The sequence below is a fragment of the Streptomyces sp. NPDC002032 genome (assembly GCF_042890765.1).
In the GTDB taxonomy this organism is placed as follows: Bacteria; Actinomycetota; Actinomycetes; order Streptomycetales; family Streptomycetaceae; genus Streptomyces.
Genome location: NZ_JBIASM010000024.1, coordinates 1 through 16,697, shown reverse-complemented (window position 1 = coordinate 16,697; position 16,697 = coordinate 1). Strand labels below are relative to the sequence as shown.

The window sequence follows — 16,697 nt, the reverse complement described above, 5'->3', positions numbered from 1 at the left end:
GTCCGCCGCTCAATTACTGATCGAGTACCGTCAACAGGTCGGCGTTGTAGAAGTCGTCGAGGGAGATCGCGCCCGACGTGGTGGAGAAGTAGCGGTCGATCAGGTCCTGGTGACCGGCCAGCTTGCGGAGCATCTCCGTGCGCCCCTCGGGCTTGAGCTCGGCCACGTTGAGGACGCCCTGGTAGAGGCTGAGGGCGGTGTTGCCCAGGTCGTTCTCGTAGCGCCGCAGGGCCGCCTTGAGGGCGGTGTCGTCGTGCAGCCGCTCCCCGATGTAGCCGGTGAGCGCCTGGGCCTGGACGAAGGCGTCGGTGATGCCGCGGGCGGTGATGGAGTCCTTGTGGTGCACGGCGTCGCCGACCAGGACCCAGCCGGGCCCGTAGGCCTTGCGGAAGTAGTTCTCCTGGTGCCCGGTGCCGTACATCTGCTCCACGCGGGTGCCCGCCGACATGCGCGCGAACAGGTCGGGGGCGGTGGTGCGGACGGCTTCGAGGTAGGCGGACTCCGCCGCCTTGCGGACCTCGTTGTACTCGTCCTGCGGGAAGTACGTCATGATCAGCGTGAGGTCGTCGTTGGTGGGGACGGCCGCCACCCAGCGTCCCGGCCGCTCGTACAGCTCGAAGCCCGCGGAGATCCCGGACCAGTAGCTGTAGTAGACGCAGGTCATGCGCGCGTGCTCGATGACCTTCGGCGCACCCGCCTTGCGGGCCACCAGGGAGCGCATGCCGTCCGCGCCGACGACGAGGCGGGCCCGTTCCGTGACCTCGGCGCCGTCGGGCGCCGTGTAGCGGACGCCGACGACCCTGTCGTCCTCGAAGACCAGGTCGTTGGCCGCGCAGCCCTCCCGGAACTCCACGCCCGCCGCCACGGCTCCGGCCGCGAGGATCGGGTCGAGCACGTAGCGCCGCGGCGCGTACGTGGTGCGCTGGCCGTCGACCGGCAGGGAGAAGCCGTCGAGCCGGACCTCGGGACCCTGGTAGCTCTCGTGGTCGATCGGCCGGCAGCCCGCCTCGCGGAGCGCGTCGAGCAGCCCCCACCGGGCGAGGAGCGCCACGCCCGGCTGGTGGAGGTAGTGGGAGGACAGGGTGTCCTGCGGGAAGGTCGCTTTCTCCAGGAGCAGGACGCGGTATCCCTGCTGCGCGAATAGCATGGCCGTCGGCGAACCCGCGCAACGGGCACCTATGACAATCACGTCGTACATGGCGCCTACGCCTCTCTTGGCAAGGTTGTTTCGCCCGGCGCGCCGCAATGCGGAAGGAAATGGCGGGGAAGCGCGGGCATGAATGCGATGCTAGCCGCCCGGACTGGCGGAATGAACAGGAGCCGGACGCGGGGGAAATGCGCGTCGGCGCCGTGCCGTGTCTCGCCGGCGAGACACGGCACGGCGTCAACCACGCCTGATGCCAGGCCCGATGCTAGGGAGCCACCGCGCCCAGCGACTCGATGTACGCCGAGATCGACGCCACCGTGGAATTGCGGAACATCTGGTCCATCGGGACCTCTACGCCCAGCTCGTCCAGAAATGCCCCCTGAATGTTGACCATGATCAGGGACTGGCCGCCCAGGGCGAAGAAATCATCGTCGTCGGTTATCTCGTCCTGCTTGAGTTCCCGGCACCAAATGGCCCGCACGCGATCGGCAATCATCACAGTCCTCTCGGTTTTCATCAAGGTCGGCCGACTATGCCGCCGCGTCCACCAGCGCCGCGCGGTCCGCTTTCCCGTGGGGGCTCAGCGGAATTCGAGGGATGTTCAGGAAGCGGGCCGGAACCATGTTCCGCGGCAGCGTCTCCAGCAGCCCGGTGCGCAGGTCGTTCTCGGCGGGCGCCTCCCCCGCCGGGACGATGAAGGCGACGAGCTCCGCCTCGCCGGAGCCGGTGTACGTGACCACCACGGCGGCCTCGCGGACCCCGGGCAGCCGGGCGAGGGCGCGCTCGATGTCGGTGGGGTCGATGCGCATGCCCCGTACCTTCACCTGGGCGTCGATCCGGCCGAGGACGATGAGCTCACCGGCCTCGTTCACGTAGCCGCGGTCGCCCGTGCGGTACGCCCGGCGCGGCTCCCCGTCGACGGTGAGCGTGGTGAACTTCCGGTTCTCGGGGCCCGCGCCCAGGTAGCCCGCGCCGACGCTCGCCCCGGAGATGCAGATCTCGCCCTGTTCGCCGGGGGCGACGCCGCGCAGTTCCTCGTCGACGAGGTGGATGTCGGTGTTGTACGCGGGCGTTCCGACGGGCGGGACGTCGTGTTCGCCGGGCCGGTAGCCGGCGAGGTCGTACGAGGTCGCGACGTCCGTGCACTCGGCGACGCCGTACTGGTGCAGGAGGGTGCAGGTGTTGCCCTCGCGCCGGGCCCACGCGGTGAGCCGCTCGGCCTTCAGGGCCTCCCCGCCGAAGAGGACGTAGTCCAGCCGGGCCAGGGCGTCGCCGCCGCGCGCGGTCTCCCAGTCGACCAGCAGGTACAGGGTGCTGGAGGCGCAGTGGACGGTGCGGATCTCATTCCGGCGGAGGATGCCGTAGGCCATCATGGCGTCGAAGTTGCGGCTCGCCATCAGGTACTGGGTGGCGCCGCAGAACAGCGCCGTCATCAGGGCGCGCTGGGAGAGGTCGAAGCCGAAGGCGCTGACGACCAGGTTGTGCGACCCGCTGTCCAGGCCGTACGCGAGGCTCAGCCAGTTCATCAGGTTGAACCAGCCCTCGTGCCGGACCGCGGTCAGCTTGGGCGTACCGGTCGATCCGGAGGTGAAGACCGCGTAGCAGACGTCGTCCCCGGTGACCTCGACGCCGGGCGCGTGCGCGGGGAGGGCGGCCAGCTCGTCGCGGAGCGGGCCGAGGCCGATGACGTCCACGCCCGCCGAGGCGACCAGCCCGGCCGTGTCGGGGGAGGCCACGATCAGGGCGAGGCCGGGCACCTGGCCCAGCAGCAGCCGCAGCCGGGCCTCCGGGTAGGCCGGGTCGAACGGTACGTAGGCCGCGCCCGCCTTCAGGGTGCCGAGGATGGCGACGAGCATGTCGGTCGAGTAGTCGAGGCAGATGCCGACCTTCGCGCCCCGGCCGTGTCCGCGCGCGCCCAGCCAGTGGGCGAAACGGTTCGCCCGCGCGTCCAGCTCCGCGTACGTCGTGCGGTGACCGGCCCACACGACGGCCACGGCGTCGGGGGTGGTCCGCGCGTGCTCCTCGAAGCGCCGGTGGACGACGGGCGCCGGGGGCAGGGCGACCCGCTTTCCCTGAAGGATCATCAACTGACTCCGATGTGAGAGGTGTCCGGTCGGACGGGCCGCCGGCGCACCCCGCGAACCGGGGCCGGCCGGGCCGTTCGGGCGGTGCGGGGTCTTGAGGGGGGTGCGAGGCCTGGGGGGGGTGCGAGGCCTGGGGGGTGCGAGGCCTGGGGGGGTGCGGGGCCTTGGGGGTACGGCGCCTTGGGGGTGTCCGGCGGATCCGGGGCCGGAGCGCCCGGGCCGCCCGCCCGGCGCCCCCTAGGCGGTGGCGCTCTGGCGCTCGGCGGTCTCCAGCATCCGGGTCACCCACTTGTCGACGGGCAGGCCGTGTGCGGCGGCCGTCTTCGAGAGGTGCTCCAGCTGGCCGGCCGACAGCTCGATGGTCAGCGTGGTGACCTGCTGCCGGCGCTCGTCGGCGGGCGTCGCCGCGGCCAGCCGGGGCACGTCCCGCCGCGCGTCGCCGCCGGCCGGGGGGACCTCGGCGGTGTCGCTCTGCACGGCCAGGCTGGCGCGGACCGAGCGGCGCAGCTCGTTGCGCGACCACTTCTGCTGCTCGGCCTTGCGCAGCCAGTAGTCCTGCTCGGGCGGCGCCAGGCGGGCCACCTCGGCGTGGTGGGCGAAGCTGAGGCCGTCCCGCCTGCGGTGGTGGTCGAACCGCCGGGCCACCCAGGCGTAGTTGCGCAGGGTCTGGTAGTCGAGCCCGGTGCGCTCGATCGCCTCCTTGTACCGCCGCCACCCGTAGGTGGCCTCGCCGTAGATCAGCCAGTCGGCGAGCCACCACGCGGAGGAGTTCACGAGCTCGCGCAGATCGGTGCCGATCTGCTCCCAGGAACGCTCGGGGAGGTTCTGCGGGAGGATCATCCCCGACTTCTGCACCTTGGCCCGGGACCCCGCGAAGGGCAGGACCAGGTCGCGTTGCGCGGACTCACCGGTGTCGCACCCCGGCCCCGCCTTGAAACCGCTCGCGGTCCTCACAGCGCCGCTCGCCACCTTCGTCTCCCCACTCAGAGTGCTTGCCCGGGCGTACGTACCGATCCCCGCGAGGCCGCGGCCCCGCTCAGTCGGCCGCCATGGCCTCGCGCAGGGTCCTGGGGCGCAGGTCCGTCCAGTTCTGCTCGACGTACTCGAGGCACTCGGCCCGGGCCGCCTCGCCGAAGACCACCCGCCAGCCCGCGGGAACCTCGGCGAACGCGGGCCACAGGGAGTGCTGCTCCTCGTCGTTGACCACCACGTGGAAGCGGCCGTCCTCGTCATCGAAGGGGTTCGTGCTCAACTCGCACCGTCCTCAACTGTCATGGGGTGACTCGGGATGGGAATGCGCCGGGCAGGTGCGGAGCGGGCGGCGCGGGTACGCCGGTCGCCCCCGTCCCCGGGCCGGGGAACGTACGGCGGCCGGTGGGCCGTCCGCCGTCCGCTCCGCTTCGAGCGGTGGTGCGGGGCCCCGGCCTTCTGGGCCGGGCCCCGGTCGTCGTCGTACGGGCCGGCCGGGCGCAGGGCCGGATGGCCGACGGCACCACTGTAGACAGGGCCCTTTTGAGACGCGGTCAAGATCTCCTGGAGGGGCGGGTGGGGGGCCGGGCGCCCGGGGCCGGATCCCGGAGCGGGCGGTGGAGAACCGCCCGAGGGCGGCCGCACCGGGGCCTGAGCGCGCCTGGTGCCCGCCCCGTTCCGGGGGCCCGGGGTCTACGGTCCGAGGGGCGACCGTCCCGTGCGGGGCCCATCCGAGGGGGAGAGATGTACAGCACCCGACCTGCCTTGCGCCTGTTCGTCCTGCACCACGCCGGGGGCTCGCACACGCTGTACCGCCACTGGCCCGCCGGGCTCCCGGACGGCTGGGACGTCCGGCTGCTCGACGCCCCCGGGCACGGCTTCCTCCTCGACGTGCCGCAGATCGCGGACGCCGGCCGGCTCGCCGACTTCCTGCTGGGCGCCATCGAGCCCGATCCGGCCATCCCCTACGCGCTCTTCGGACACAGCATGGGCGCCCTCGTGGCGTACGAGATCACCCGGCGGGCCGTCGACCGGGGCCTGCCGCTGCCGGTGTGGATCGGGGTGTCCGCGCGGTCCGCGCCGCAGCCGGCGGGGGCGGGGACGCCGTACCACGGGATGGCGGACGCCGAGCTGCGCTCCGCGCTGAAGCGGCTCGGCGGCACGCCCGACGAGGTCTTCGACGACCCCGAGCTGTGGGCCCTGTTCGCACCGGTCATCCGGGCCGACCTGGCCCTGGTGGAGAACTGGCGGCCCGACCCGGACGCCGCCGCGCTGCCCGTGGCGCTGTCCGCCTTCGCGGGCACCGGGGACCACGCCTCGTCACCCCGGCGGATGGCCGGCTGGGCCGCGTACACCGAACGCTTCATGGGCCTGCGGGTCTTCGAGGGCGGTCACTTCTACTTCCAGGACGATCCCCGGCCGCTGCTGCGGCAGATCGGCCGGGACGCGACGGCGGCCCTCGACGCGGCGGGCGCGGCGCGGCGCGCCTGACGGGGCGGCCCGGGCGCGGCGGTCGTGGGGCCGCTCAGGCCGTCGCTCCCTCGAAGCCCGCGGCGTCGTCCGGTACGACCACCGTGCCGGCGCCTTCCCCGGTGAAGATCTGCGACAGGACGCAGTGCTCGGTCCGGCCGTCGATGACGCGTGCGCTGCGCACCCCGTGGGTCACGGCGTACAGGCAGGCCTCCATCTTGGGGATCATCCCGGAGGCCAGTGCGGGCAGCAGCGCGGACAGTTCGCCCGCGGTCAGCCGGGGGATCACCTCGTCGCTGTGCGGCCAGTTCGCGTACAGGCCCTCGACGTCGGTGAGGATCAGCAGCGCCTCGGCGCCGAGCGCGGCGGCGAGGGCCGCGGCGGCGGTGTCGGCGTTGACGTTGAACACCCCTCCCCCGGCGGCGTCCTTGGCGTCCTGGGACCGGGCGATGGAGGAGATGACGGGGATGCGTCCGTCGTCGAGGAGGGCCCGGACGATCCCGGCGTCGACCTGGGCCACCTCGCCGACGCGGCCGATGTCCACGGCCTTGCCGTCGACCCGCGCGTAGTGCTTGGTGGCGGTCATCAGCCGGGCGTCCTCGCCGGTCATGCCGACGGCGTGCGGGCCGTGCTCGTTGAGGAGCCCGACGAGCTCGCGCTGCACCTGTCCGGCGAGGACCATGCGCACGACGTCCATGGTCTCGTCGGTGGTGACCCGCAGCCCGCCCTGGAAGCGGGATTCCAGTCCCAGGCGCCGCAGTTGCGCGCTGATCTGCGGGCCGCCGCCGTGCACCACGACGGGGTGCAGGCCGGCGTGCCGCAGGAAGAGGACGTCCTTGGCGAAGGCCGCCTTGAGGTCGTCGTCGACCATGGCGTTGCCGCCGAACTTGATGACGACGGTCTTGCCGTGGTGGCGGGCCATCCAGGGCAGCGCCTCGACGAGGGCGTGTGCCTTGGGCGCGGCGCTCACGAGGCGTGCTCGCTGTTCTCGTGGACGCGACCGCGATCGTGGAAGGCCCCGGCCCCCCGGGGAGGCCGGGGGCGGCGGAGCCCGCCCCCCGCGTACCCGCTCGCGCCGGCCACGGCTGCTCGCACTGTCATGGACCCTCCCGTTGACGGACATGTCGTGGTCGTGCGAGCCGGGCCCGGGCTGCCCGGCGGCCCGGCTCAGCGTGAGCGGGCGGGCGGCTCGCAGTACTCGGCGTTCAGGACGGGGAGGAGCGTCTGCGCCCCCCAGTTGGCGTTGTAGTTGTAGGTGAGCTGGTGGCGGGCGTCCTCGGTGAAGGTGGCCACGGTGATCCAGCCGAACGTGCCCCCGTCGTGGTACCAGACGGTGCTGCCGCAGCTCGTCGTGAGCCGCTCGATGCCCAGTCCGTAGGAGGAGCCCGGGAAGTCGGGGTTCTCCACGGTCGTCTTCATCGCCCCCAGCTGCTGCGGCGGCAGCAGCCGGCCGCGCATGAGGGCCTCGTAGAACCGGTTCAGGTCGGCGGCGCTGGAGATGATGTCGCCGTTGCCCCAGGCCTGGGACGCGTTCATCTCGGTGACGTCGTCGATCCGGTCCGGCTGCGCGGCGAACAGCCTGGAGTAGCCGCGGCCGCTCGGCTGGGGCAGGCGGACGCCGCTGCCGGGGAGGGACGTCGCCGTGAGCCCCAGGGGGTTGATGATGCGCCGGCGCACCTCGTCCTCGTAGGACCGGCCGGCGACCTGCTCCAGGACGAGCGCGGCCAGGACGTCGTTGGTGGTGGAGTACCAGTGCCGGACCCCGGGCTGGAACGGCGGCTCGTGGGAGAGCGCCACGCCGATGCGCGACTGGGGCGTCACGGTGTCGTACCGGTGCTGGAGGAAGCTGTCGCCGCCGAGGTAGGTGGCGGCGTAGTCCGCGTCGGCCAGGTAGTCGAACAGGCCGCTGGTGTGGTTGAGGAGCTGGCGTACCGTGATCCGGCTGCCGTCGTTGCCGTGGCCGGTGACCAGGCCGGGCAGGTGGCGTTCCACGGAGTCGTCGAGGCTGAGCTTCTTCTCCGCCTCCATCTGGAGCAGGACGGTCGCCACGAACGTGTTGGTGATGCCGCCGATGCGGAAACGGTCGTTCTTGCCGCGCGGGGCGCCCGTCTTCAGGTTGCCCACGCCCGCCGCCGTCTTCCAGACGCCGCCCGCGTCCCGCGCCTCGGCGGTGATGCCGGGGACGCCGGCCGCGACGGCCGCGACGATCGCGCGCTGCGTGGCCGGGTGGCCGGCCGCCGTGGACGCCGTGTCCCGCGGCGCCCGGCCGGGCGCCGCCTGGGCCGGGCCCGTGAAGGCGGTGGCCGCCATCGCGAGCGCCGCCAGGGCGACCACGCCGGCCTTCGTTCTCTTGCGTGTCGTCATCGTCATGTCCCGCTCCTGGGGGTCGGCTGTGCTCGGCTTTTACGAGTACGAGTACGAGTACGGGTACGGGTGCGGCCCGCGGGCGGCGAAGGGGCCCGGGCGGGCGGAACGCGGGGGGCGGTCGGCGGGTCCGCGGGGGCACGCGGGCGGTGGGCGGCCCGGGGGCGGGCGCACCGTACGGTCCGGCGCGGCGCCCTCGTCACGGGACCGGGACCGGGACCGTGCCGGTACCGGGGGACGGCCGGCCGCCGTCCCGTCGACGGGACGGGCCCCCGGGCGGTCACCTGAACGCTCACGTGCCGGGCCGCCCGGAACTCACCGATGATGCCACCGGACGAGGGGGGTCATGCCACCGAAGTGATCTCCGCGCAGGTCTTCGAACGCCACTCCGTCGCTTCTCCAGACCCCCTCGCCAGACTTCTCGCCGGTTATGCAGTCCCTTCCGATGGAGGCATGATGGCTCGTCAGGCCGATCAATCCGCAGGGTCGCGTGGCGGCCGGGCAACCTCTCTCCCCCAGCTCCCGCCCCGCCGGCCGGGTACGACGGGGGCCGCGCCGCGGCAGGCGCAGGGACCGGGCCAGGGACCGTGCCAGGTGCTGACGACCAAGGTGGGACTGCAGATGCCGAGCGGACTGGCCTACGCCGAGTGGGAGCGGGCCGGGCGCCAGCTCGCCGACGTCCTCGACTCCTCGTCCTGGTGGCTGGGCGACTGGCTCGTGTACGGCAAGGACCACTACACCGACCGGTACCAGCGCGGGATCCGCGCGGCCGGCCTCTCCTACCAGACCCTGCGCAACTACGCCTGGGTGTCAAGACGCTTCGACCTCACCCGGCGCCGGCCCGCGCTGAGCTTCCAGCACCACGCCGAGCTGGCCTCCATGCCGGTCGAGCAGCAGGACCTGTGGCTCGGCCGGGCCGAGCAGGGGCAGTGGACCACCAAGCAGCTGCGCGCGGCCATCCGCGCCGCGCGCGAGGGTGAGCGGCCGCCGGGCGCCGTCACCGAGCCGTGCCGGCGCCTGGAGGTGCCCGGCAGCCGGGTCGACTGGTGGGGCAAGGCCGCGCGGCAGCTGGGCGTCGACTTCGAGCAGTGGGTGATGAGCACGCTGGACAGCGCGGCCGCGAGCGCCCTGGCGGACCTCGGCAGCCTGGCGGAACTCGACGCGGCCTCCGAGCCGAAGGTGGCCGTCAGCGTCTGAGTCCCCGGCGCCGAGGTCCGGGGCGGCTCACGGCAGGTTGCTCATCAGCCCGGCGGTCTCGCGCTTGTAGGTGCACGCGCTCCGCCCGAAGGACTCCCGTACGCGCTCGCGCACCTCGCCGGGCTGCTCCTGGCTGAGCTTGAACATCCCCTCGGCCCCGGTCACGGTGAACCGGAAGGCCCCCACTCCGGGCAGGATCTCGCGGAAGTAGTCGAGCGACTCGGTCATGTCCCAGCCGTTGCCGAACCGCCCCTCGAAGGCGCGCACGGTGGACTGCACCACGCCGAGCGTCTCCTCGGCCGAGTCGATCCTCTCCACCACGCCCCGGACGTGTACCGAGGTGAAGTTCCAGGTCGGGGCGGCCGGCGTCTTCTCGTACACCGTCGGCGACACGTAGGAGTGCGGACCGGTGAAGGTCAGCAACAGGACGCTGCCCGTCTCCAGCGCCGCCCAGTGCGGGTTCTCCCGGTTCAGGTGCCCGAGCAGCGTGGCACCGGGCAGCCCGGCCGCCGGGGCCCCGGGGGTCTCGGGATCGAAGATGACCGGCAGGTGCGTGGCGAACGGACCGTCCTCGGGGCTGCCGTTGGCGACCGCGAGCGCCAGGGGGTTGGCGCGGATCAGGTCCACCATCCACGAACTGTCCGGTTCGCGGTAATCGTTGGGCACGAACACCCGCATTCTCCTTTCGAAACGCACGAATTCTGAAGATATGCGCCGACCGTACCGGTGTCCCGGCGACAGGACAACGATTCCCGATAACAGGCGCCCGGGAAACCCTCAAAAGGGGCTTCATATCGTCTCCAGGTTGTCTTGAGACGCACTCCAGGGCAACACTGCATAACGGTCTCTCGGGCCACCGTCCAAGTTTTTCAGACGCTAGCGGGAGAATTTTCTATGGGCGTAACGGGTAGGCGCAACCAAGAGATCTACGACGTGGTCGGTATTGGTTTCGGCCCGTCCAACATGTCGCTCGCGATCGCCCTGGAGGAGCACGGGGCGAGCGCTGCGCAGGATCCGATCAAGTCCCACTTCTTCGAGCGGCAGCCCGCCTTCGGCTGGCACCGGAACATGCTGCTGCCCTCGACGACCATGCAGATCTCGTTCCTGAAGGACCTCGTGACCTTCCGGAACCCGCTCTCCCGGTTCAGCTTCGTCTCGTACCTGCACGCCTCGAACCGGCTCGCGCAGTTCGTGAACAACGCGGACTTCGTCCCGACCCGCCAGGAGTTCCACCAGTACCTGGAGTGGGCGGCCGCCGGACTGCGCGACCGGGTCAGCTACGGGTCCGAGGTGGTCTCGATCCGCCCGGTGACCGAGCCCGGGGCCGCGACCGCCGGCCTCCTGGAGCTGGAGGTGCGCGACGGTGACGGCGCCTCGCGCGTGGTCACCGCGCGCAACGTGGCCATCTCCACGGGCCTGGTGCCGCGCCTGCCGGAGGGCGTCACGGCGGACGACCGGGTCTGGCACAGCTCGGAGTTCCTGAGCAAGTTCAAGGCCCAGGCCCCGGACGACCTCAAGAGCGTGGCGGTGGTCGGCGCCGGCCAGAGCGCGGCGGAGATCGCCCGCTTCCTCCACGACGCGCTGCCGCACGCCGAGGTCTCGGCGGTCATCCCGTCCTACGGCTACTCCGTCGCCGACGACACCCCCTTCGTCAACCAGCTGTTCGACCCCGGCGCGGTCGACGAGTACTACTTCGGCACCGAGCGGGCGCGGGACGCGTTCTGGCGCTACCACCGCAACACCAACTACTCGGTGGTCGACAGCGACGTGATCCGGGCCCTGTACCAGCGGTCGTACGACGAGCAGGTGCTCGGGAACCAGCGGCTGCACTTCCGCAACCTCACCCGGGTCGAGGAGGTCAGGCGCGTCGGGGACGGGACCCGGGTGGTGCTGCGCTCGCTGCTCGACGACCGCACGGAGGAGCTGGCCGTCGACGCGCTGGTGTTCGCCACCGGCTACGACGGGCTGGACCCGGCCCGCCTGCTCGGCGAGGACTTCGACCGGCACTTCGAGCGGGACGCGGCGGGCAGACACCGGGTGCAGCGCGACTACCGCCTGGTCAGCTCGGCCGGGCTGACCTGCGGCGTCTACGTGCAGGGCGGCACCGAGCACAGCCACGGCCTGTCGTCCTCCCTGCTGTCGAACATCGCGGTGCGCAGCGGGGAGATCGCCGACTCGATCGTGCTGCGGCGCACCGAGCGGGAGCTGAACCACACCACCGCCGCGACGAAGGAACCCTCGGCGGCCTGAGAGCAGGGTCTCCGGCGCCGCGGCCGCGGCGCCGGGGCCCGCCCGCGTCCCTTTCGGGGCGTCCGCGTCCCTTTCGGGGCATCCGCGATACGGCGATATCTCCGAATACGGTCATGACGTCTTTTTTCGAGAATTCCGCGCCCCGCTTGAGGGGTATTTAAAGGATGTTCGATCCGGCCCTCGAAGACTGGCGGCACCGAGCAGGGAAAAGGACGGAAAGCGGAGGCCGAGATCATGACCATCGAGCTGGTGGGCACCGCCGAACGCACGCCCCGGAGCAGGGAATTCTCCGTCCTGTACGCGGAGGTGCAGCATTTCTATGCGCAGCAGCTGCGGATCCTGGACGCGCACGACGCCGGGGCCTGGCCGGACACCTTCACCGAGGACGCCGTCTTCGAAGGGCCGCAGCTGTCCGCGCCGGTGCGCGTCCGCGACGGGCTCACCGGCTGCGTGCGCGCCGGCGCGGCCCGCGAGCGGCGGGCCGGCAGCCGCCTCGACCACTGGATCGGCATGCTCGACGTGCGCCCCCAGGCGGACGGCTCGCTGCGCACCCGCTGCTCGGCCCTGGCGTACGTCACGCCCGGCGGCGGCGGTTCCAGGGTCCTGTACGTGTACGTCATGGAGGACGTCCTGGTCCGCACCCACGGCACGTGGCGCACCGCCCACCGCCGGGTGACCCGCGACGACCTGGCCTGAGGACGCCCGGCGCCCCTCAGACCCCGGTCGTGCCGTCGATGCCCTCGCGGAGGAAGTCGGCGTGGCCGTTGTGGCGGGCGTACTCGTGGATCATGTGCAGCATCACCCAGCGGAGCGAGACGTCGAAGCCGCGCCGGCGTTCGTGGGCCACCAGGTCCAGGGTCGGGGCCTGCCGTTCGATGCGCCGGGCGTGCTCGGTCTCGTCCCGCCAGGCGCCGAACGCGGTGGCGGAGTCCGCGTCGGAGGCCTCGTACGCCTTTTGGAAGTCGAAGTCGTCCGACCACACCAGCGGGACGTCCTGCGCGTCGATCACCCGCCGGAACCAGTTCCGTTCGACCTCGGCCATGTGCCGGACCACGCCCAGCAGGCTGAGGGTGGAGGGCGGCATGGAGCGGGTGCGGAGCTGGTCGTCGCTCAGGCCGGCGCACTTGAGCTCAAGCGTCTGCCGGTGGAAGTCCAGGTGGGCGCGGAGCATTTCGCGCTCGTCGGCGATGGTCGGCGGGTTCAGGCGTTCGACGGTCATCGCCCGATCCTCTCACCCGGGCGGCGGCCGGCCGGGGCCGGTGCCCCGGCCACCGCCCGCCCGCTCACCGGGCGTCGGCGGGGCGGGTGGCCTTGCCGTCCAGCCAGAGGGTGTCGGAGGCGTCGCGGTGGGAACCGCTCGTTCCGACGTGCTTCGCGTCGATCTTCGCCCCGTGCTTGAACACGTGGACCAGGGCCATGCCGTGCCCCCGGCCCAGGCCGTGCTCCTCCTTGAGCCAGGCGAGGACCGTCCCCGCCTTCGTGGCGGGGTCGTCGAAGCCGCGCTCGCCGGCCAGGGCGATGAACTGGCGTGGCGTCAGTCCGGTCTTGGTCTCGATGGTGTCGAGGTACGCCTGGAACGACATGTCCGCTCTCCCCTGTGCTGGTCCGTGGCCGCGGTGCGCGTCCGAAGGACAGACCGCGCCCGGCGGCGGAACTCATCGCCCGCCCCCGAAGATCTTTTCGGTTCAGGTGGACCGTACCCTGGCGGCGGGGGTGGGCCGTGCGCAAGGTGATCGTGTGGGCCGCGGCTGCCGCGGCCCTGTGTGGTGTCGTCGCCGGAGTGGAGGTCTTCGGGCCCTACCGGGTGCCGGCCGGACCCTTCGCGGACGGGCCCGCCTGTACGGAGACGCTCGCGCGGCTCCCCCAGCGGCTGCTGGGGCGGGAGCGGGACGCCGTCCGGGGAACGGGCGCCGCGGGATGGGGAGACGGGGCCGTGGTGCTGCGGTGCGGCGTGCGGCCGCCCGCTCCGACCGTCGACAGCTGTGTGAACGTCAACGGCGTCGACTGGGTGCTCGACGACGGACGGGCCGGGCACGGCGGGAAGTGGGTGTTCACCACCTACGGGCGCGAGACGGCGGTCTCGGTCGCGTTCGAGGGCGGGCAGGTGGCCGGTGACGCCCTGGTGGTCATCAACACGAGCCTGGGCCACATCGCGCGGAAGTCCCGCTGCCTGGGGACGGACGACGTGGCAATCGGGTGACACCCCGCCACGAGCGGGGCCCGGCGGCGTTAGCAGGGGGACTTCCCCAATCGGGGGCCCGTTATCCCTCAAGCGAAGGACTGCTCGAGAATGCTGAAGAAGATCATGACTGCTGCCGCGGTCTCCGCCGTTGCCGTCGGCGCGGGCGCGGCCATCGCGACCCCGGCCATGGCCATCGGCAACGACAACGGGATCAACACCGTCAACGGCAACGGTGCCCAGCAGATCTACGGCAACCAGAAGACCTCCGGCGACCTGAGCCCGCAGCTCGGCCTGGTCCAGGGCACCCTGAACAAGCCCTGCATCGGCCTGCCGGCCAAGGTCAACGCCCAGTCGCTGGTGGCGCTGCTCAACATCGGCGTCCAGGACATCAACGTCCTGTCCAACCCGCAGAACCAGCAGTGCACCGAGAACTCCACCCAGGCCAAGGGCGACGAGCCGCTCTCCCACATCCTGGACAACATCCCGGTCCTGTCCGGCAACCTCTCCGCCAACAGCTGACCGTCCGGAAGGGCCGGCCCGGGGCGTCCGCACGAGCGCCCTCGGCCGGCCCTTCCGCATGTGCGGGCCCGGTCCGCGGGTCCGGTCCGGGGCGCGGACCTATGCTCCGGGCGTGAGCGCGAGCAGTGGTGAACGGGTCCTGGTGTACGGCGCGGACGGCCTCGTCCCGGGCGGGGCGGAGGGGGAGCTCTCGGCGGCCGACTCGTGGCTCGTCGAGGACGGACGGGTACGGGAGTGGGACGCGCACTGGCGCAGGTTCGGCGCGGCGGTCGCCGGGGCGGGCGGCCCGGAGGCGCAACTGGCGGGCTTCCGCGAGGCCGTGGCGGCGGCGTTGCCCCCGGCCGGGTGCTGGTTCCCCCGGGTGGAGCTGGTCGCGGGGCGGCTCCGGCTGCGGATGCGGGCGGCGCCGCCGCGGACCGCCGCGGTACGGCTGTGGGTGCAGGACGCGGATCCGCGCCTGTTGCCCCGGCGCAAGGGTCCCGATCTCGCCGCGCTGGGGAGGCTGCGGGCGCGGGCGGTCGCGGCGGGGGCCGACGACGCGCTGCTGGTCTCGCCCGCCGGGACCGTACTGGAGACCGCCACGGCCTCGCTGGTGTGGTGGGAGGGGGAGGCCCTGTGCGTGGTCGATCCCGCGCTGCCGGTGCTGGCGGGGGTGACGGCCGGCTGGGTGCTGCGGCGAGCCGGTGAGCTGGGCGTGGAGGTGCGGCGCCGGCGGGTCCGGCCGGCGGAGTTGAGCGGGCGCGAGGTGTGGACCGTCAACGCGCTGCACGGGCCGCGGCCGGTCACGGGGTGGGCGGGCGCCGACGGGGGCGTCGAGGTGGTCGCCGGTCCCGCGCCGCGGGTGGCGCGGTGGCGGGCGCGTTGGGCGGCCGCCGGAGCACCCCCGCCCACGAGCGCGTAGGCCCCCGGGCCGCCTCACCGGAAATCGCTGGACACCCTCAACCTAGACCTCCTAGGTTCCTCCCTGGATGGCCTAGGTACAAGGGGGTGCCCCATGGTGCGTGTGGGGTCGCGCTGCCGGCCTCCGAGGAGATGACCGGGCGGATCGCCGACGCGGTCGTGGGGCGGTCCGGCAAGGAGGCGCTGGTCGCCTTCGCCGACGCCTACCGGGCCTACGCCCTGGAGCACCCCGGCCGTTACGCCGCCACGCAGACGCGCTTCGACCCGGAGGAGGTCGCGGACAGCGCGGGGCTGCGCCGCAGCGTCGAGCTGACCTACGGGATGCTGCGCGGGTACGGGCTGCGCGAGCCGGACCTGACCGACGCGGCCCGGCTGCTGCGCAGCACCTTCCACGGCTTCGCCCATCTGGAACTCGGCGGTGGTTTCGGGCACGCGCGCGAGGTCCGCGCCTCCTGGGCGCGGGCGCTCGACGCACTGCACGTCGCGCTGGAGAACTGGCCGCCCCACGGCGCGGAAGAAGAGCAAGAGCAAGAGGAAGAGGAAGGGAAAGAGGACTGATGGACACCGACACGCTCACGACCGGGACCCTGAAGGTGCCCGGCGCCACCCTGTACCACGAGCGGCGGGGCAGCGGCCCGGTGCTGTTGCTGATACCCGGCGGCGGGGCCGACGCGGGGCTGTACGCGGCCATCGCCCCCGGGCTCGCCGCGGCCGGGTACACCGTCGTCTCCTTCGACCCGCGCGGCCACTCCCGCAGTCCGCTCGACGGGCCGCCCGCCGACCAGCGGGTGGCGGACTGGGGCGACGACGCGTACCGGTTGCTGGAGCTGGTCTCCCCGCACGAGCCCGCGTACGTCCTCGGGTGCAGTGCGGGCGCCATCGCCGCGCTCGACCTGGCGGCCCGTCACCCGGAGCGGCTGCGCCGGGTGGTGGCGCACGAGCCGCCGCTGGTGGAGGTGCTGGAGGATCCCGCTCCGTACCGGGCGCTGTTCACGGAGGTCCGTACGCTGCTGCGCGCGCGGGGCGCGGCGGCGGCGATGGCGCGCCTCGGCGAGGGGCTCGCGGCGGACGGGGACGACGGCCGGGACGGGGACGAGCCCCGGGGAGCCGACGGACTGCCGCCCGAGGTACGGGAGATGGCGCCGCGCATGTACGCGAACCAGCCGGGGTTCCTGGAGCACGTGCTGTGCCCGTTCACCTCGAACACCCCCGACGTGGCGGCGCTGCGACGGGCGGCAGGGGTGCTGGTGACGGCGGCCGGGCGGGACTCCCGGGAGCAGCCGGCCCTGTCGGGGCCGGCGCGGCGGCTGGCGGAGCTGACCGGGACCGCCTTCGCCGAGTTCCCGGGCGGGCACCTCGGATGCACGGAGCGGCCGCGGGAGTTCACGGCCCGGCTGCTGGAGGTCCTCGCGGACTGATCCCCGCTCGGTCAGCCGGTGACGGTCCAGGTGTCGTTGCCGGTCAGGAGGGTGGCGAGGTCGCCTTTGCCCTTCTGGTCGATGGCGGTGTCGAGCTGGTCGGCCATGAGGGTGTCGTAGACGGGGCGGGTGGTGTCGCGGAACACGCCGATGGGGGTGTGGTGGAGGGTGTGGGGGTCGGCGAGGCGGGAGAGCGC

General features: G+C 72.7%; 18 protein-coding genes and 2 pseudogenes. 9 read left to right on the top strand and 11 right to left on the bottom strand.

Annotated features, from left to right (window positions below):
* Positions 1 to 13: 13 nt before the first annotated feature.
* The 5 genes from ACFYYT_RS33610 to ACFYYT_RS33590 form a co-directional block, all read right to left on the bottom strand.
* On the bottom strand, positions 14 to 1,198 hold the full coding sequence (locus tag ACFYYT_RS33610) for an NAD(P)/FAD-dependent oxidoreductase (RefSeq protein WP_351826731.1): 1,185 nt from the start codon (positions 1,196 to 1,198) through the stop codon (positions 14 to 16).
* 214 nt (positions 1,199 to 1,412) lie between these two features.
* Positions 1,413 to 1,643, bottom strand: coding sequence for an acyl carrier protein (locus ACFYYT_RS33605; protein ID WP_351826732.1), 231 nt, complete (start codon positions 1,641 to 1,643; stop codon positions 1,413 to 1,415).
* 34 nt (positions 1,644 to 1,677) lie between these two features.
* A complete protein-coding gene (locus ACFYYT_RS33600) occupies positions 1,678 to 3,231 on the bottom strand; it encodes an amino acid adenylation domain-containing protein (protein ID WP_351826733.1) in 1,554 nt (517 codons plus the stop codon).
* A gap of 237 nt (positions 3,232 to 3,468) precedes the next feature.
* Positions 3,469 to 4,185: an LmbU family transcriptional regulator gene (locus tag ACFYYT_RS33595; RefSeq protein ID WP_351826734.1), complete on the bottom strand. Its 717-nt coding sequence runs from the start codon at positions 4,183 to 4,185 to the stop codon at positions 3,469 to 3,471.
* An 82-nt stretch (positions 4,186 to 4,267) separates the two neighbouring features.
* Positions 4,268 to 4,483: an MbtH family protein gene (locus tag ACFYYT_RS33590; protein WP_351826735.1), complete on the bottom strand. Its 216-nt coding sequence runs from the start codon at positions 4,481 to 4,483 to the stop codon at positions 4,268 to 4,270.
* Positions 4,484 to 4,944: 461 nt separating this feature from the next.
* Here ACFYYT_RS33590 and ACFYYT_RS33585 point away from each other — a divergent pair, with 461 nt between their 5' ends.
* The gene (locus ACFYYT_RS33585) at positions 4,945 to 5,691 is read left to right on the top strand and encodes an alpha/beta fold hydrolase (protein WP_351826736.1); all 747 of its coding nucleotides are present in this window, start codon (positions 4,945 to 4,947) and stop codon (positions 5,689 to 5,691) included.
* Between the two features lie 34 nt (positions 5,692 to 5,725).
* Here ACFYYT_RS33585 and argB read toward each other — a convergent pair whose 3' ends face one another.
* Both argB and ACFYYT_RS33575 read right to left on the bottom strand, forming a co-directional pair.
* Entirely contained in the window at positions 5,726 to 6,592 is an 867-nt protein-coding gene (gene argB, locus ACFYYT_RS33580; protein WP_351826749.1) for an acetylglutamate kinase, read from the bottom strand.
* Between the two features lie 245 nt (positions 6,593 to 6,837).
* Positions 6,838 to 8,040, bottom strand: coding sequence for a serine hydrolase domain-containing protein (locus ACFYYT_RS33575; protein WP_351826737.1), 1,203 nt, complete (start codon positions 8,038 to 8,040; stop codon positions 6,838 to 6,840).
* 588 nt (positions 8,041 to 8,628) lie between these two features.
* Here ACFYYT_RS33575 and ACFYYT_RS33570 point away from each other — a divergent pair.
* A complete protein-coding gene (locus ACFYYT_RS33570; RefSeq protein WP_351826738.1) occupies positions 8,629 to 9,231 on the top strand; it encodes an LmbU family transcriptional regulator in 603 nt (200 codons plus the stop codon).
* A gap of 27 nt (positions 9,232 to 9,258) precedes the next feature.
* On the opposite strand, the gene ACFYYT_RS33565 is transcribed toward ACFYYT_RS33570, so the two are convergent.
* Positions 9,259 to 9,897 carry an FMN-binding negative transcriptional regulator gene (locus tag ACFYYT_RS33565; RefSeq protein WP_362866262.1) on the bottom strand — a complete coding sequence of 213 codons (639 nt, stop codon included), beginning with the start codon at positions 9,895 to 9,897 and terminating at the stop codon, positions 9,259 to 9,261.
* A gap of 228 nt (positions 9,898 to 10,125) precedes the next feature.
* On the opposite strand from ACFYYT_RS33565, the gene ACFYYT_RS33560 reads away from it, so the two are divergent.
* The gene (locus ACFYYT_RS33560) at positions 10,126 to 11,481 is read left to right on the top strand and encodes a lysine N(6)-hydroxylase/L-ornithine N(5)-oxygenase family protein (RefSeq protein ID WP_351826740.1); all 1,356 of its coding nucleotides are present in this window, start codon (positions 10,126 to 10,128) and stop codon (positions 11,479 to 11,481) included.
* Positions 11,482 to 11,715: 234 nt separating this feature from the next.
* Positions 11,716 to 12,177 carry a nuclear transport factor 2 family protein gene (locus ACFYYT_RS33555; RefSeq protein ID WP_351826741.1) on the top strand — a complete coding sequence of 154 codons (462 nt, stop codon included), beginning with the start codon at positions 11,716 to 11,718 and terminating at the stop codon, positions 12,175 to 12,177.
* 16 nt (positions 12,178 to 12,193) lie between these two features.
* Here ACFYYT_RS33555 and ACFYYT_RS33550 read toward each other — a convergent pair whose 3' ends face one another.
* Together ACFYYT_RS33550 and ACFYYT_RS33545 are read right to left on the bottom strand one after the other, a co-directional pair.
* The gene (locus ACFYYT_RS33550) at positions 12,194 to 12,700 is read right to left on the bottom strand and encodes a DinB family protein (RefSeq protein WP_351826742.1); all 507 of its coding nucleotides are present in this window, start codon (positions 12,698 to 12,700) and stop codon (positions 12,194 to 12,196) included.
* Positions 12,701 to 12,764: 64 nt separating this feature from the next.
* Entirely contained in the window at positions 12,765 to 13,064 is a 300-nt protein-coding gene (locus tag ACFYYT_RS33545) for a DUF4287 domain-containing protein (RefSeq protein ID WP_351826743.1), read from the bottom strand.
* 137 nt (positions 13,065 to 13,201) lie between these two features.
* On the opposite strand from ACFYYT_RS33545, the gene ACFYYT_RS33540 reads away from it, so the two are divergent.
* From ACFYYT_RS33540 to ACFYYT_RS33520, 5 genes and pseudogenes are all read left to right on the top strand, one after another.
* Positions 13,202 to 13,681 (top strand): DUF3515 family protein, encoded by a 480-nt coding sequence (locus ACFYYT_RS33540; RefSeq protein WP_351826744.1) that lies wholly within the window; start codon positions 13,202 to 13,204, stop codon positions 13,679 to 13,681.
* A 90-nt stretch (positions 13,682 to 13,771) separates the two neighbouring features.
* Positions 13,772 to 14,182: a rodlin gene (locus tag ACFYYT_RS33535; protein WP_351826745.1), complete on the top strand. Its 411-nt coding sequence runs from the start codon at positions 13,772 to 13,774 to the stop codon at positions 14,180 to 14,182.
* A gap of 112 nt (positions 14,183 to 14,294) precedes the next feature.
* A complete protein-coding gene (locus ACFYYT_RS33530; protein WP_351826746.1) occupies positions 14,295 to 15,083 on the top strand; it encodes an aminotransferase class IV in 789 nt (262 codons plus the stop codon).
* Between the two features lie 107 nt (positions 15,084 to 15,190).
* Positions 15,191 to 15,640 (top strand): annotated as a pseudogene (locus tag ACFYYT_RS33525) (TetR-like C-terminal domain-containing protein); the annotation flags it as partial.
* On the top strand, positions 15,640 to 16,500 hold the full coding sequence (locus ACFYYT_RS33520; RefSeq protein ID WP_351826748.1) for an alpha/beta hydrolase: 861 nt from the start codon (positions 15,640 to 15,642) through the stop codon (positions 16,498 to 16,500). The pseudogene ACFYYT_RS33525 and the gene ACFYYT_RS33520, both read left to right, overlap by 1 nt.
* A gap of 11 nt (positions 16,501 to 16,511) precedes the next feature.
* Here ACFYYT_RS33520 and ACFYYT_RS33515 read toward each other — a convergent pair.
* A pseudogene (locus ACFYYT_RS33515) lies at positions 16,512 to 16,697 on the bottom strand (2-oxoacid:ferredoxin oxidoreductase subunit beta); the annotation flags it as partial.

Bases quoted from the DNA above. Each gene is read 5' to 3' on its own strand.
- ACFYYT_RS33610 (WP_351826731.1), bottom strand. From the start codon at position 1,198: ATGTACGACGTGATTGTCATAGGTGCCCGTTGCGCGGGTTCGCCGACG.
- ACFYYT_RS33605 (WP_351826732.1), bottom strand. From the start codon at position 1,643: ATGATTGCCGATCGCGTGCGGGCCATTTGGTGCCGGGAACTCAAGCAG.
- ACFYYT_RS33600 (WP_351826733.1), bottom strand. From the start codon at position 3,231: ATGATCCTTCAGGGAAAGCGGGTCGCCCTGCCCCCGGCGCCCGTCGTC.
- ACFYYT_RS33585 (WP_351826736.1), top strand. From the start codon at position 4,945: ATGTACAGCACCCGACCTGCCTTGCGCCTGTTCGTCCTGCACCACGCC.
- argB (WP_351826749.1), bottom strand. From the start codon at position 6,592: ATGGCCCGCCACCACGGCAAGACCGTCGTCATCAAGTTCGGCGGCAAC.
- ACFYYT_RS33575 (WP_351826737.1), bottom strand. From the start codon at position 8,040: ATGACGATGACGACACGCAAGAGAACGAAGGCCGGCGTGGTCGCCCTG.
- ACFYYT_RS33560 (WP_351826740.1), top strand. From the start codon at position 10,126: ATGGGCGTAACGGGTAGGCGCAACCAAGAGATCTACGACGTGGTCGGT.
- ACFYYT_RS33555 (WP_351826741.1), top strand. From the start codon at position 11,716: ATGACCATCGAGCTGGTGGGCACCGCCGAACGCACGCCCCGGAGCAGG.
- ACFYYT_RS33550 (WP_351826742.1), bottom strand. From the start codon at position 12,700: ATGACCGTCGAACGCCTGAACCCGCCGACCATCGCCGACGAGCGCGAA.
- ACFYYT_RS33545 (WP_351826743.1), bottom strand. From the start codon at position 13,064: ATGTCGTTCCAGGCGTACCTCGACACCATCGAGACCAAGACCGGACTG.
- ACFYYT_RS33535 (WP_351826745.1), top strand. From the start codon at position 13,772: ATGCTGAAGAAGATCATGACTGCTGCCGCGGTCTCCGCCGTTGCCGTC.
- ACFYYT_RS33520 (WP_351826748.1), top strand. From the start codon at position 15,640: ATGGACACCGACACGCTCACGACCGGGACCCTGAAGGTGCCCGGCGCC.